We start from the raw sequence: 13,388 nt of genomic DNA on the forward strand, positions 1-13,388 counted from the left end.
TGGTGATGTTGGGATGTATCCAACTTTCGCCGTCGCGGGTTCGATCCGACAGCGACCTCAGTGCTGCCGATCACGATCCGAGGGTGTAGCTTTCCCCCACCTAGGGTGGGTTCTAGATCAGGTTCCGAGATCGCTCATGGTCTGCGCCATCATGGAGATGGAGTCGCGCGGGCTCAGCGCCATGGCCCGCAATTGATCGAACATGACGCCGTAGCGGCGGACCTCGGGGTGGCCCTCGATGAGTTCGTCGCTCGCGATGCCCTCCACATAGACCAGTTCCGGATCGGCCGGGTCGGGGAAGTCCAGCAGCGTGAACGAGCCGAGCATGCCCGGGTGCGCACCGGCGTCGAAGGGCAGGATCTGCAAGATCACATTCCGCTTATTGGTGTCGTCGAGCAGGCGCGAGAACTGTTCGCGCATCACGAGGGGACCGCCCACGGTGCGGCGGATGACCGCCTCGTCCAGCACCACCCACAGCTCCAGGGGATCGTGCTTGGTGAGCACCCCGGCGCGTTCCTGGCGGGCGCGAATGCGTTGTTCGCGAACCTGTTCGGAGATCTTGGGCATGGAGGTCTCGTAGACCGCGTCCGCATACGCCTCGGTCTGTAATAGGCCGGGGACGTAGGAGGCCTGGAAGAAGCGCGCCGAGAGCGCCTCCGCCTCGAAGTTGATGTACGCGCCGTAAACCTCGGACACGGCGTCCTCGTAGGACCGGGCCATACCGGGCCGGAGCGCATCCACCAGCAACTGCAAGGCATCTGAACGTTGTGGCTCGCCGATGTCGTACAGATCCAGCATCGCGGTCAAGGTGCGGCGTTGTGGCCTGGCCTGAGCGGTCTCGATGCGGTACAGCGTGGTGACATTGATGCCGGTCTTGGCGCTGACCACTTCTTTGCTGAGGTTGGCCGTCTCCCGCATCTCGTGGAGCATTGCCGCGAGGCGCCGCAAACGGACGGTAAGCACGGTGCGCTTGCCTGCCATGACAACCCTTTCACCCTGCGCACTGCCTAGAACGCAGTATTGCGTTCTTGCATTTGTAAGAGCATGATCCAGCTAGCCTATTCGTGAACAACCGATCCGATGAGCGGTATAGCTGAATCCGGAGACCAATCATGTTGGTGCGATTAGTGATGTTGTCTTGCGTATGCGGAGAGTCGCGATGACCATGTCGATAGCCGGCGATCTGCCGACCGCTCCCCAATTGCTTTGCGCCTTCCAAGGCAGGCGTTTTCAAGATCGTGTTCTGCTGCGCTCCGCGCACGCTCTGGCCGAGTTGCACGAACGACGCGCTCAAGTGCTGGACCCCATGCTGGTTTCGGAGATCGACTGCCGCCGCGGCGAACTGGTTGACGATATCAACGATTGGGTGGAACAGGAACTGCCGCAGCACCGTAACGGTGCCGCAATACATACCGAAAGCCTCGGTGCGGTGGTCGACCGCATGGCCAGGAGCTGGGTCGACTGCAATCAGGTGATCGACCATGAAGGCGCGGCCAGTGATAACACCCATAAACACTGGTACCATCTCGCCGAACTGGTGGACGGTTACACTGATCTCGTAATCGATGTCGCCGGAGGCCGGCGTCGTTTACCAGAACAATGATTCCAAATGCATTGACACAATTAATGCATTGCTACAGAACCATTGTCGCCAGCGGAGACGTCAACCGAGTGGCGCTATCGGACCAGTAGCCCGCTCGACCCGTACGACGTCGCCCGCCCCAAGACGGCGGGCGCAACGGGGCGCCCCGCCCGGCGTGCCGCGTGGTCGACTGGCGCGGCACGCCCGCCCTGAATTCTTTTAGAATAATTGATACATCATTTGTTTATTGCGTGTGCAGAACGTATTTCACAATCAATGAACGGAGTGCGGCCGATGAGTGCGGGGGAGGCCACAGCCGATGAGCTGTATCAGCGGGCGGCGGGCGGGAGCTTCCGAATGGAGGTCGAGGCCGCGCGCAAGTGCGCCGCAAACTTCCTGCGCTTCGCGGACGCGCTGGACCCCGAGGTCCGGTGTGGCGCGGATATGCAGACCCTCAACGGCTTCGGCGGCTTCGACTCCGCCGGGCAACTGAGCGGCGGCTTCGAGGCCAAGGCCGTCGAGCTCACCGAAACCCTCACCGGCCTACAGCAATCCGCGCTGCGCATGGCCGCGGCCTACCTACTCTCGGCGGGCTTGATCCACGAGTCCGACCATGCCCACACCCGCGCGCTGCTGTCGGCGACCGCGGGCCTGGATTCCCCGGGCTGATCAGTTCAACAGACAGAGCCCTCCCCGGAGAAAACGGTTGGGCCGGTACCGGATTCGGTATCGGCCCAACTGTCGCGTCCGGGTGTTGTTCTCTAGCTGCGCGCGGACAGGTGCTCGCCGTAGAACAGCATCAGGCCCGTCGCCGCCGAGAGCCCCGCCAGCAACCAGAACCGTATGACCACAGTGGTTTCCGCCCACCCACTGAGTTCGAAGTGGTGGTGGAACGGTGCCATCCGGAACAACCGGTTGTGCGTGGTCCGGAAGACCGCTACCTGCAACACCACCGACATGATCTCCGCGAAGTACAGCGCACCCACCACCGCCATGAGCAGTTCGGTGCGCGTGGTGATGGACAGCCCCGCCAGCAGTCCGCCCAGCGCCAGCGCCCCGGTATCGCCCATGATGATCTTCGCGGGAGCCGCGTTCCACCACAGGAATCCGAGACACGCCCCCGCGCCCGCCGCACACACCACGGCCAGATCCAGCGGGTCCCGCACGCTGTAACAGCCCTTGCTCGGCAGGGCGGCGCAGGAATGGGTGAACTGCCAGAACGTGATCAGCACATACGCGCCCAGCGCCATGCCCATCGATCCCGCGGTCAGGCCGTCGAGTCCATCGGTGATGTTCACCGCGTTGGACCACGCCACCACCAGGAAACACACCAGCAGCAGGAAGAATACGGCCCACATGGACATGATCGCGTTGTCCCGCACGAACGAGAGTTGCCTGCTGCCCGGGGTCAATCCGGTGGAGTTCGGGAACCGCATGGCCAGGATTCCGAAGATCACCGCCGCCGCGAGCTGACCCACATACTTCCCGGACGCGGTCAGTCCGAGGCTGCGCCGATTGCGCAGCTTGATGAAGTCGTCCAGGAATCCGACCCCGCCGAGCGCGGTGGCCAGCCCCAGCACCAGCAGCCCCGAAACCGTCAATCCCTCGGCGTCATACCGGATCCCGATCAGATGCGACCCCAGATACCCCGCCCACATCCCGATCAGGATGGCGATCCCGCCCATGGTCGGCGTTCCGCGTTTGGCGAAGTGGCTGGCCGGGCCGTCGACGCGGATCTCCTGCCCGAACTTCCGCACCGTGAACACTCTGATCAGTACGGGTGTCAGCGCGATCGACACCCCCAGCCCGATCATCGCGGCGAACATGATCTGTCTCACGAGTCCCCCAAATCCCACCCTGCACACGACACACATCGAGCAGCTCAGATGCTAACCAAAACCCCACGCCCCGAGCATCTCCCACGGCAAGGATCGTGCCCCACCTCACCCCGGGGAAGTCGCTGACCGCGCCCCTCACGCGTGGTCAGCGACGGGGTCAGCGGACGGCGGCTCGGCCCTTGAGGCGGCCCAGGAGGACCAGGGCTACGAGGGTGACCAGAACCAGGAGGGTGGTGCTGGCCGCGGCGTCGAAGACCTCGCCTCGGTCGGTCGCGGCGAAAATGCTGACGGGGAGGGTTTTCCAGGTTGCCGGATACACCATGATGGTCGCGCCCAGTTCGCCCATGGAGAGGGCGATGGCCAAGCCCGCCGCAGCGCCGAGGGCGGGGAGCAAGAGCGGCAAGGTGATTCGGAACAGGACTCGAACCGGGCCCGCGCCCAGGGATTCGGCGGCCTGCTGGTAGCCGGGGTCCAGGCGGTCCAGGGCCGCGGAGACGCCGCTGAAGGCGTAGGCGAGGACCAGGACGGTGTGGGCCAGGATGACTATCCATTTGGTGCCGCCCAGGAGCAGTGGGCGCTCGTTGAAGGCGATCAGAACACCGAGGCCGATGGCCACCGACGGAACCGCCACGGGGATGTGGAAGACGGCGTCGGTGAGGCGGCGAAGCCATTGGGGCGCTTCGCGGGAGGCCACAGCGGCCCAGGTGCCGAGGATCAGGGCGATGCCACCGGCCAGCAGGGCGGTTTGCAGGCTCACCGACAGGCTCGCGGACTCCTGGCCGGACAGGGCGCGATCGAAGTTGGCGAAGCCGAGGTTCGAGGGGAGGGGACCGGTCCACCGCCCGGCCAGGGCGGCGGCCACGACGGTGGCGATGGGAGCCACGAACACGATCGTGACCACCAGCGCGAAGACGGCGATGACGGCGATCCGGCCGTTGCGGGTCCACACCAGCATGGCTCAGTTCTCCTTCCGGGTGCCGGTCAGGCGGGTGAACAGGAGGCGGTAGCCGATGTAGAGCGAGAGCGAGAGCAGGATCTGCACCGTGGCCAGCACGGCCGCACCGGGCAGATCGAAGGTGACGATGCCGCGGGTATAGATGAGCGCGGGCAGGGTGATCACACCCTTCGCGCCGGTGAACAGCACGATGCCGAACTCATTGAGCGTCAACAGCAATACCAGGCTGCCACCCGCCGCGAGCGCGGGCCACGCCTCGGGCAGCAGCACCGAACGCAGCACCCGCCACGGCGAAGCGCCGAGACTCGAAGCGACGTCGAGTTGTTCGCGCGGCATCTGCGCGAAGGCCGCCAGCAGCGGGCGAATCACGAACGGCGTGAAGAAGGTGATCTCGGCGAGGATCACACCCCACGGCGTGCTCAGGAAGTTCAGTGCCGGTTCCTGACTGCCGGTGATATTGCGGATCAGCGCATTGACCGCGCCCGCCGTGCCGTAGAGGAACGTGAACGCCAGCGTCACCAGAAAGGATGGCAGCGTGAGCACGGTATCGATCAACCGGCCCACCAGCTGCGACCCCGGAAACGGCACGAAGGCAAGGACAATCGCCAGGAAGGTGCCCAGCAGCAGGCATCCGGCCGTGGAGAACACCGCGATGGACACGGTGCGCCCCAGCGCATTCCGGAACGACTCCTCGGCGAGCACCTTGCTCCAGGTGCCGCCGCCGCGCCCGCCCTGCTTGGTCTTGGTGGACTCCAGCAGGACTCGCACGATCGGGTAGACGGCGATCAGCAGCACCACCAGCACCGGCGGCAGCGTCCACAGAATCGGCCGCAGTGAGCGGCGCGCCTGGCGAGGCTCGGGAGTATCCGGGAGAGGAGGTGTTTCGAGTAGCGCGGTCACGCCCGCACCTCGGGTTCGTCTGCCGCGGCGGGTGTTCCAACGGTCGGCGGAATCAGCACACCCGCCGGATCGGCGAAGCGCACGCCGACCATGTCATCGGCAACCAGCTCACTGTGCCCCGGAATATCCGCGGTGATCTCGACCGGAAGTCCCGCCACCTTCAGATGCAGGCGCGTGGTCGCGCCCTTCCACACACTGGCGGTAACGGTGCCGCGCAGCACATCTCGCTCGGTGAGAGGAGCGATCTGCACGGTGTGCGGGCGCACACACAGCTGGGCTTCGGCATCGGGCACCCAATCCGGGCGGCCCACACCGGGTCGCGGCGCTTCGGCGCGCAGCGTGTGCTCGCCGACGGTGACCAGCGCCGCCGTGCCCGACACATGCTTCACGGTGCAGGGCAGGAGATTCGCGCCACCGATGAACGCGGCGGTGAAGTCCGAGGACGGCTGCTGCCACAGCATGTGCGCGGTGTCGATATCGACCAGGCGCGCGTCCCGCATGACCGCGATCCGGTCGGCCAGGGCCAGCGCCTCGGACTGATCGTGCGTGACATACAGCATCGCCGTGTCCGGCAACGCCTTTCGCAGCTGCTGGAGCTCACCCAGCATGGACTGCCGCAGCTGCGCGTCCAGTGCCGCGAGCGGCTCGTCGAGCAGTAGCACCTTGGGCCGGATGGCCAGCGCCCGCGCGATCGCCACCCGCTGCTGCTGCCCACCGGACAGTTCGCGCGGGAGCCGCTTGGCGTAGTCCCCCATGCCGACCATTTCCAGGGCCTCGGTCACCCGATCCCCGATGTCATTGCGCGACACGCGATGTGCCTTGAGCCCGAAGGCCACATTGTCGTGCACCCGCATATGCGGGAACAGCGCGTACGACTGCACGACAACACCGATTCCGCGCTTGGCGGGGGAGAGATCGGTGACGTCGCGGCCCGACAGTCGCACCGTGCCCGAGGTCGGCCGGACGAATCCGGCCAGGGCCTTGAGCGCGGTGGACTTGCCGGAACCGCTCGGTCCGAGCAGCGCAACCGTTTCCCCCGCGGCGACGCGCAGGTTGAAATCGGCCAGCGCGACAGTGGTTTTACGGCCACGGCCGTAGGTGACACCGACCCGGTCGAACACAATGGCCGGTTCATTGGTGGCATTGGTGGCCACCGAGGATGTCGTCAATGCGGAGGACATGGTTGCTGCTCCTGGGGTGTGAAATCAGCTGCCGGTGGCCTTGGTGTAGGCCGCGACATCGGCGTCGAGATCCTCGAGCACCTTGTTCCAGTCGGGGTGCAGCACCTCGACGTTCTTGACCAGCGAGGCCGGGGAGACGGAACCGGCGGCGGCCGGGGCATCCTTCAGATCCGTGCGGGCCGATACGGCCATGGCATCGGTGAGCGCCTTCTGCGCGTCGGCCGCGAGCAGGTACTCCATCAGCTTCTTGCCGGAGGCGGAGTGCGGGGCGCCCTTGGCCAGACCCATCAGGTAGGGCAGCGCGACCGTGCTGGTCTTACCGTCCGCGGCGGCCGGGAAGAAGACGCTGAACTTGGAGCCCTTCTCCTTGATGGTCGCCAGGTTCATCTGCACATCGCCATTGGCGACGAGGATCTCGCCCTTGTCGACCTTGGCCTGCAGCTTGCCGGTCGAGGAGGACGGGCCGACATTATTGGCCTGCAGCTTGGTCAGGTAGTCCAGCGCGCCCTGCTTGCCCATGAGCTGCTGCAGCAGGATCAGCACGGCGGTGCCGTCACCGGCCTGGCCGGGGGTGGAGTACTGGATCTTGCCCTTGTAATCGGTCTTGAGCAGGTCGTCCCAGGTCAGCTTGGTGGACTCGACCGACGGGTTGGCGATGAAGCAAAGGTAGTTACCGGCGAGGGTGACCCACTTGCCATTGGCGTCCTTGTCGGAAGCCGGGTAGGCGGCGAGGTCGACGCCGCTGGTCTGCAACAGCCCGGACTTGTCGGCCTTCTGCATGAACGGCGGCAGCGTGACGACGACGTCGGCCTGCGGGTTGGACTGTTCCTTGTCCACCCGGTTGACGACCTCGGCGGAACCGGCTTCGACGAGGTTGACCGAAATCCCGGTCTGGTCCTTGAACTTCGCGAACTGGGTCTTGTACCAGTCGCCGACACCGTCGGCGGAATAGACGGTGACCGTCTTCCCGTCGCTCGAGTCGCTGCCCGTGCCGCCGCAGGCGGTCAGGGAGAAGGCGACCGCGGTGGCGGAGGTGAGAATGAGTGCGGTGCGGGCGATGGTGCGTGCGAGGCGGTTGTTCGTATTACGCACGTGCTTGCAACTTTCAGTTCGTGGGACTGGGTCTATCGAAGGGGCGGTGGGTATACGGGAAGTCTCTAGGCGCGCTCGGCCAGCAGGAGCTGCGCGAACTCGGTGACCGAAGCCACCACATGGGTGGCCCCCGCCGCGCGCAACTGGTCCTCGTTGTGCGCGCCGGTCAGCGTGCCCGCGACAATGCGCGCGCCCGCGGCCAGGCCGGTGCCGATATCGCTGCTCGTATCACCCAGCACCGCAACACGATCCACGGCGTCGATGCCCAGCCGGAGCAGGGCGGTGAGCACCATGTCCGGATAGGGACGGCCGCGACCGGCGTCGGAGGGAGCGAGGGTGAGATCGGCGATATCGTTCCAGCCCAGCGCGTTCAACAGCTTGTCCTGGGTGACCCGGCTGAAGCCGGTGGTCAACGCCACCTTGATGCCCGCCGCGCGCAGCGCCGAAATGGCCTCCACCGCACCAGGAATCGGGGTGACACCGGCATCGGCGAATTCGGCGTAGGCGGCTTCGAAAGCCTCATTCGCCTGTTGCGCCTTGTCCTCGTCGCCGAGCAGCGCCCGGAAGACGACGATCTTGGATTGGCCCATGGTGTCGATCACGTACTGCCGGGCGGCTTCCCGCTCGGGACCCTCGACGGGGATGCCCGCACTGGTGGCGGCCTTGTCGAAGGCCTTGATCACCAGGCCGTCATCGGCGACGGTGGTGCCCGCCATATCGAGTACCGCGAGATCGATCCGCTTGTCGGACACAGGGATTCCTTTATCTAGGCGAAGAGTGTCAGAGGTTCAGCAGATCGGCGGTTTCCTCGCCGATCGCGGGGCCGAGAGTCATGCCGCGCCCGCCGGGGCCGGTGATCACCCAGACATTGTCGGAGGCCTCCGCGCGGGTCACGATGGTGCCCGGATCGATGGACTGGCTGTAGACACCCGCCCAGCGCCGCACGACCTGCGGGAGCTTGCGGCCCAGCAGTTCCTCGGCGACGGCGGTGAGGTGCTCGTACGGGGCCTCGTCCACATCGAAGTTGAACGGCTCGTCATATTCGTGGGTGTCGCCGATGGTGAGTCCGCCGTGCAGGCGTTGCACGCACAGCAGCTGCATCTTGTGCTGGGCGGCGGTGAAGGGCTGTGCCTCTTCACGATTGAGGCGGTCCAGCTCCTCGCCCGCGAAGGCGGGGTAGTAGCGGAAGCTGTCGCCGTCGGCCACGGCGGTGGTGAGCGGCTCGCCCAGCGGGGCGGTCTGCATCATCTGCAGTCGCACCCGGCGGACCGGGATATCGCCGACGAGTTCGCGGGTGAGTCCGGCGTGTGCCGCGCCCGGGCAGACCAGCACCAGATCGCCCTCGTGGCGGCGGCCGCGATCATCCACCACGGTGGTGCCGGTAATGGTGCGCGCCTCGGTGCCCGCGAAGAAGTTGTAGCGCCCGGTGGCCTCCATATAACGGCGCAGGGCGGGCAGCGCCTGCCGGGATTCCACGGCGGCGTCGGCCGAGCAGTGCAGTCCGGCAAGGAATTTGCCGCGCAGCGCCGGGTTGACCTTGCGGACGTGGTCCGGGTCGAGCAGTTCGAAGCCGCGCGCCTCGGCGGTGTCGCTCTGCATGGCGGCCTCGGCGACGGCCATTTCGGCCTCGGTGCGCACCAGGGTGATCGAGCCCGCGGGACGGAATCCGACGCCGGGCACCTTGCCGCCGATCTCTTCCCACAGTTCACGCGAGCGCAGCGTGATGCCGAGTTCATTGGCGCTGCGGCCGGATACCCACACCAGACCGAAGTTGCGGACGGTGGCGCCGCGCGCCTCGACCTCGCGCTCCAGGTGAACGACTTCGTGGCCGCGTCCGATGGCGGCGAGAGCGTGAGCGGTGCCGAGAATTCCTCCGCCGATGATGACCAATCGCATGGGCTCATCGTGACGAATGGTCTAGACCTAGGGGTGTTACGTGTGCAAACGCTAGGTTAACAATTGGTATAGACCAATTACGGTACTGTGTGGGGCATGGAGACCACGGAGGTTGCCGGGCGCGTACCCAAGTCCTACCGCGTGCGCGTCGAACTCGAATCACTGCTCGGGGAGCTTTCCGAGGGTGATCCGCTGCCCTCGGAGCGAGACCTGGCCCTGCGTTGCGGAGTGGCGCGGGAAACCGTGCGCCAGGCCATTCGAGAACTCTTGGTGGAGGGGCGGATTCGCCGTCAGGGCCGGGGGACCGTGGTCTCTCGCCCGAAGATGGTGCAGCCCATGTCTTTACGCTCCTACACCGAGGGGGCCCTGAAATACGGCCGCACTCCCGGCCGTCTGCTGGTCGACTGGGCCGATATCCCCGCCGATCCCGATACCGCCCGGGAGCTCGGTCTCGAGCCCGGAACTCCCGTCATGCACCTCGAGCGCATTCTCTTGGCGGATGGTGAACGCATCGGCCTGGAAAGCACTTTCATGCCGCTGGACCGTTTCGCGTGGCTGTATGAGTCCTACAACCCCGAGACCTCGCTCTACGCCGCGACCCGAGCCAAGGGCATCTGGTACGCCGCCGCCACCGAACGGGTCGAAACGGTCCTGGCCTCCCCGCGCGAGGCCGCCCTCCTGGAATGCACCACCGCGCTGCCGATGCTGCTGCTGCACCGTCGCAGCGTCGACGCAGAGAACATCCCGATCGAACGCGTCCGCTCGCTGTATCGCGGCGACCGCATCGCATTCCAGGCCACACTCCGCGATTGACCAAGCACTGCGCGACTGACCGCGATCAAGCGACGGCGGCGGCCTGCTGCGCGCCGACCCCGGCGGGACTGCGGTCCAGCCAGTCGAAGATGCGCTGATTGGTCAGCAGCATCGCACCCATGCCGCAATGTTCGCCCGCCCCTTCGGCTTCGGTGCCGACGATCAGTTCCTTGGGGCAGGTCAGCGCCTCATGGACGCGCGACGCTTCACCTTGGAAGAACAGGTCGTTCTCCGCGTCGAGAACCAGTGTGTGGCAATGGATTCCGGTCACCACGTCGGCGAGCGTGTACTTCTCGGTACGCCGGACATAGTCCGCGTACGAGCTTGCCCCGAACGTCCACAACCCATTGCGCATCGCCCACCGCGCGGTGGTGTTGTGCGCCATGAGCAGCCGTCCGACCTGATCGGCCTCCACATCCCGCCCCGCCGCGATCCACTCCGACACGAACGGCGGCAACCCCCGCTGGTGCGCGAAGTGATAGTCATACAGTCCGTCATTGAGAATCAGCGCCGCCACCCGGTGTTCGAACGCCGCCGCCCGCGCGGCCAGCAATCCGCCAAGGCTGTAGCCGTACAACGAGATTCGTGTCGGGTCAATCTCGTTCAGCGTGAGCGCGAAGTCGACTACCGGCGTGACAACAGCCTCCCAGTCATGCCGAAACGGCAAGCCCTGCTCCCGAATCACCGCACCCTGGCCCGGCCCATCGAACGCCAGCACGTTGTACCCGCGAGTCAACGCCGCGGCGGCCAGCGCGAAATACGACTCCTCCAAAGTGGAATCGAACCCACTATTGAAGATGATTGTCGGCCGCGCCGCCCCTGACTCATCCACCAGGAACAGATACCCGGGCAGCGTGGTGTCCTCGTAAGGAATCTCCACCGCCCGTACCGGCCGATCCATGAGTTCGGTTGCCCGCGCGAAGGTATCGCGCGACAGCTGCGACAACGCCCGCGCCTTCGGATCATGCGCCGGATCATCTCGCAGATAGAACTCCGCGGTCCGGTAATAATTCGATGCCCGCAACAACGCCTCCCGGGCACTCACCCGATGCCCCGCGGCTGCCGCCTCATCCCCGATGGTGTGCACCCGGCAAGCGGTTGCCTCCCACTCCCGCACCCAGTCGGCCTCATTTCCGTCCGCGATCCGCCCGGCGGTCGAGATCACCTCTCCGAGCTCGGCCCCGCCATAGCTGGCGAACCCCGCCGCCCGAAGGGCTTCATACGAGAAAGACTCATCATCAAACAGAAACTTCACGGCTATGACCTCTCACTTTACGTCGATACGACACCGTTTCGTCGTATGAGAAGAACGCTAACCGACCCCACGACGAAACGCAACCGTATCGACGTTGCTAAACTGTGAATCGTGACCGACGAACCCCTGACGCGCACCCGCAAACCCGCGGGCGCAGCGGTAATGCAGCCCCAGGTAACGGCCGCCATTCAGGCCGCGGCCTTCGAAGAGTTGGCAGCCGTCGGCTACGGAAAACTCTCCATGGAAGCAGTCGCCCGCCGAGCAGGCGTCAGCAAACCCACCCTCTACCGCCGCTGGCCCACCAAGGAACAGCTGGTCATCTCCCTGGTCACCGAGGTCGCGGTGGCCGCCGCCGAGCCCCCCGACACCGGCACCCTCGAGAGCGACCTCCGAGCCTTCCTGGCAATCTCAGCCGCGGGCCTGTCCCACCCCCTGGCCTCCCGCATAATCCCCGACCTCCTGGCCCAAGCCATCCGAGTCCCGTCCCTGGCCGAGGCTCTGCAATCCGGCCTGGGCCAATCCCGTCGAGCCAAGGTCGCCCAAATCCTCGACCGCGCCATCGCCCGGGGCGAACTCCCTCCAGGTCTGAATCACGAACTGGCGCTGGACTTCCTGATGGCCCCCCTGTTCTGGCGCGCCATCCTCGGTGGCACCCCCACCGACCCCACCTACCTCGACGAACTCACCACCATGCTGCTCGCCGCCTTCGGTGCCCACCGAAACCGATGACCTGCCAACAAATCAGGCGGCAACCCGCAATGGGTTGCCGCCTGATTCAGCCCTATTTGATCATCGAACCTGGGGAGCTACCTTCTCGCCGAGGAGTTCGATGTTGCGGAGGACCTTTTCGTGGGGGAGGGTGCCTACGCTGGTGTGGAGCATGAAGCGGTCGAGGCCGAGGGTGTCTCGGATATCGGCGATCTTGCTTGCCACGTAGTCGGGGGTGCCTACGAAGAGCGAACCGCTCTGGGAACGCAAGGCGGAGAACTGGTCTCGGGTCATCGCGCCCCAGCCTCGTTCGCGGCCTATGCCGCTCATGGCTGCGGCGTAGGGGGCGTAGAAGTCCGCGACGGCTTGTTCGTCGCTTTCGGCTATGTAGCCGTGGGCGTGGACCGCCACCGGCTGCGGTTCGTGGCCGCCTTGGTCGAGGGCACGGTGGTAGAGGTCTACCAGGGGCTTGAAGCGGGCGGGTTGGCCGCCGATGATGGCGATGGCCAGGGGGAGGCCGAGTAGGCCTGCGCGGACTACGGATTCGGGGCTGCCGCCCACCGCGATCCAGACCGGCAGCGGCCGATTCTCGGTGCGCGGGTACACCACAGCGTCATTCAACGGGGCGCGGAAGTTGCCGGACCACGTGACCGGGCCTTCCTCGCGAATCTTCAAGAGCAGAGCCAGCTTCTCTTCGAACAGCTCGTCGTAGTCGGCGAGGTTGTATCCGAATAGAGGGAAGGATTCGGTGAAAGAGCCTCGCCCGGCCATCAATTCGGCGCGGCCGTTGGAGAGGCCGTCGAGGGTGGCGAAATCCTGGTAGGCGCGAACCGGATCGGCGGAGCTCAGCACGGTGACGGCGCTGGTCAGTTGGATGCGGTCGGTGCGGGAGGCGATGGCCGCGAGGACCACCGCGGGGGAGGAGGCGGCGAAGTCCTTGCGGTGGTGTTCGCCTACGCCGTAGACGTCCAGGCCCGCTTGTTCGACGGCCACGGCTTCCTCGACCACCTGGCGCAGGCGTTCGCCCGCGGTCGGCACGGGGCCGTCGCCGCCCACCGGATGCGTTTCGGCGAATGTCGTGAGTCCCAGTTCCACAGCGCGTGCCTCTCTCGAAGTTGTTTCCAAGTCAACCAGACGGTTAAACGGACCATGGTCCGGAAACATTCCA

At 65.7% G+C, this 13,388-nt stretch carries 14 protein-coding genes; 4 read left to right on the forward strand and 10 right to left on the reverse strand.

Features of this window, described 5'->3' with window-relative positions; genetic code table 11:
- Nucleotides 1-117 precede the first annotated feature (117 nt).
- Nucleotides 118-981: a helix-turn-helix transcriptional regulator gene (locus AB0N05_RS06070; protein WP_364688124.1), complete on the reverse strand. Its 864-nt coding sequence runs from the start codon at nucleotides 979-981 to the stop codon at nucleotides 118-120.
- 178 nt (nucleotides 982-1,159) lie between these two features.
- Between AB0N05_RS06070 and AB0N05_RS06075 the strand changes: the two genes are divergently transcribed.
- Nucleotides 1,160-1,603, forward strand: coding sequence for a DUF4254 domain-containing protein (locus tag AB0N05_RS06075; RefSeq protein ID WP_364688125.1), 444 nt, complete (start codon nucleotides 1,160-1,162; stop codon nucleotides 1,601-1,603).
- A gap of 273 nt (nucleotides 1,604-1,876) precedes the next feature.
- A complete protein-coding gene (locus tag AB0N05_RS06080) occupies nucleotides 1,877-2,251 on the forward strand; it encodes a hypothetical protein (RefSeq protein WP_364688127.1) in 375 nt (124 codons plus the stop codon).
- A 92-nt stretch (nucleotides 2,252-2,343) separates the two neighbouring features.
- Here AB0N05_RS06080 and mraY read toward each other — a convergent pair whose 3' ends face one another.
- The 7 genes from mraY to AB0N05_RS06115 all read right to left on the reverse strand — a co-directional run bounded on the left by mraY (nucleotide 2,344) and on the right by AB0N05_RS06115 (nucleotide 9,444).
- Complete coding sequence (mraY, locus tag AB0N05_RS06085; protein ID WP_364688129.1) at nucleotides 2,344-3,420, reverse strand: phospho-N-acetylmuramoyl-pentapeptide-transferase; 1,077 nt, start codon at nucleotides 3,418-3,420, stop codon at nucleotides 2,344-2,346.
- A 157-nt stretch (nucleotides 3,421-3,577) separates the two neighbouring features.
- Complete coding sequence (locus tag AB0N05_RS06090; protein ID WP_364688131.1) at nucleotides 3,578-4,375, reverse strand: ABC transporter permease subunit; 798 nt, start codon at nucleotides 4,373-4,375, stop codon at nucleotides 3,578-3,580.
- A 3-nt stretch (nucleotides 4,376-4,378) separates the two neighbouring features.
- Entirely contained in the window at nucleotides 4,379-5,275 is an 897-nt protein-coding gene (locus tag AB0N05_RS06095) for a 2-aminoethylphosphonate ABC transporter permease subunit (protein ID WP_364688133.1), read from the reverse strand.
- Nucleotides 5,272-6,456 carry an ABC transporter ATP-binding protein gene (locus AB0N05_RS06100; protein ID WP_364688135.1) on the reverse strand — a complete coding sequence of 395 codons (1,185 nt, stop codon included), beginning with the start codon at nucleotides 6,454-6,456 and terminating at the stop codon, nucleotides 5,272-5,274. The genes AB0N05_RS06095 and AB0N05_RS06100 overlap by 4 nt, the downstream gene beginning before the upstream one ends.
- A gap of 24 nt (nucleotides 6,457-6,480) precedes the next feature.
- Nucleotides 6,481-7,515 (reverse strand): 2-aminoethylphosphonate ABC transporter substrate-binding protein, encoded by a 1,035-nt coding sequence (locus AB0N05_RS06105; protein WP_364689528.1) that lies wholly within the window; start codon nucleotides 7,513-7,515, stop codon nucleotides 6,481-6,483.
- A gap of 98 nt (nucleotides 7,516-7,613) precedes the next feature.
- Nucleotides 7,614-8,300, reverse strand: coding sequence for a phosphonatase-like hydrolase (locus AB0N05_RS06110; protein WP_364688137.1), 687 nt, complete (start codon nucleotides 8,298-8,300; stop codon nucleotides 7,614-7,616).
- A 28-nt stretch (nucleotides 8,301-8,328) separates the two neighbouring features.
- On the reverse strand, nucleotides 8,329-9,444 hold the full coding sequence (locus AB0N05_RS06115; protein ID WP_364688139.1) for a TIGR03364 family FAD-dependent oxidoreductase: 1,116 nt from the start codon (nucleotides 9,442-9,444) through the stop codon (nucleotides 8,329-8,331).
- Nucleotides 9,445-9,540: 96 nt separating this feature from the next.
- On the opposite strand from AB0N05_RS06115, the gene AB0N05_RS06120 reads away from it, so the two are divergent.
- On the forward strand, nucleotides 9,541-10,257 hold the full coding sequence (locus AB0N05_RS06120; protein ID WP_364688141.1) for a GntR family transcriptional regulator: 717 nt from the start codon (nucleotides 9,541-9,543) through the stop codon (nucleotides 10,255-10,257).
- A 25-nt stretch (nucleotides 10,258-10,282) separates the two neighbouring features.
- Here AB0N05_RS06120 and AB0N05_RS06125 read toward each other — a convergent pair whose 3' ends face one another.
- Nucleotides 10,283-11,512 (reverse strand): alpha/beta fold hydrolase, encoded by a 1,230-nt coding sequence (locus AB0N05_RS06125; protein ID WP_364688143.1) that lies wholly within the window; start codon nucleotides 11,510-11,512, stop codon nucleotides 10,283-10,285.
- A 111-nt stretch (nucleotides 11,513-11,623) separates the two neighbouring features.
- Here AB0N05_RS06125 and AB0N05_RS06130 point away from each other — a divergent pair, with 111 nt between their 5' ends.
- The gene (locus AB0N05_RS06130; RefSeq protein ID WP_364688145.1) at nucleotides 11,624-12,241 is read left to right on the forward strand and encodes a TetR/AcrR family transcriptional regulator; all 618 of its coding nucleotides are present in this window, start codon (nucleotides 11,624-11,626) and stop codon (nucleotides 12,239-12,241) included.
- A gap of 60 nt (nucleotides 12,242-12,301) precedes the next feature.
- Here the strand turns inward: AB0N05_RS06130 and AB0N05_RS06135 are convergent, their stop codons facing one another.
- The gene (locus AB0N05_RS06135; RefSeq protein WP_364688147.1) at nucleotides 12,302-13,315 is read right to left on the reverse strand and encodes an LLM class flavin-dependent oxidoreductase; all 1,014 of its coding nucleotides are present in this window, start codon (nucleotides 13,313-13,315) and stop codon (nucleotides 12,302-12,304) included.
- Between the last annotated feature and the right edge of the window lie 73 nt (nucleotides 13,316-13,388).

The organism is Nocardia sp. NPDC051030 (genome assembly GCF_040683015.1).
Taxonomy (GTDB): Bacteria; Actinomycetota; Actinomycetes; order Mycobacteriales; family Mycobacteriaceae; genus Nocardia.

What these genes read in the sequence shown, in the direction of transcription:
- AB0N05_RS06070 (WP_364688124.1), bottom strand. Translation starts at nt 981, where the DNA reads ATGGCAGGCAAGCGCACCGTGCTTACCGTCCGTTTGCGGCGCCTCGCG.
- AB0N05_RS06075 (WP_364688125.1), top strand. Translation starts at nt 1,160, where the DNA reads ATGACCATGTCGATAGCCGGCGATCTGCCGACCGCTCCCCAATTGCTT.
- AB0N05_RS06080 (WP_364688127.1), top strand. Translation starts at nt 1,877, where the DNA reads ATGAGTGCGGGGGAGGCCACAGCCGATGAGCTGTATCAGCGGGCGGCG.
- AB0N05_RS06090 (WP_364688131.1), bottom strand. Translation starts at nt 4,375, where the DNA reads ATGCTGGTGTGGACCCGCAACGGCCGGATCGCCGTCATCGCCGTCTTC.
- AB0N05_RS06100 (WP_364688135.1), bottom strand. Translation starts at nt 6,456, where the DNA reads ATGTCCTCCGCATTGACGACATCCTCGGTGGCCACCAATGCCACCAAT.
- AB0N05_RS06115 (WP_364688139.1), bottom strand. Translation starts at nt 9,444, where the DNA reads ATGCGATTGGTCATCATCGGCGGAGGAATTCTCGGCACCGCTCACGCT.
- AB0N05_RS06120 (WP_364688141.1), top strand. Translation starts at nt 9,541, where the DNA reads ATGGAGACCACGGAGGTTGCCGGGCGCGTACCCAAGTCCTACCGCGTG.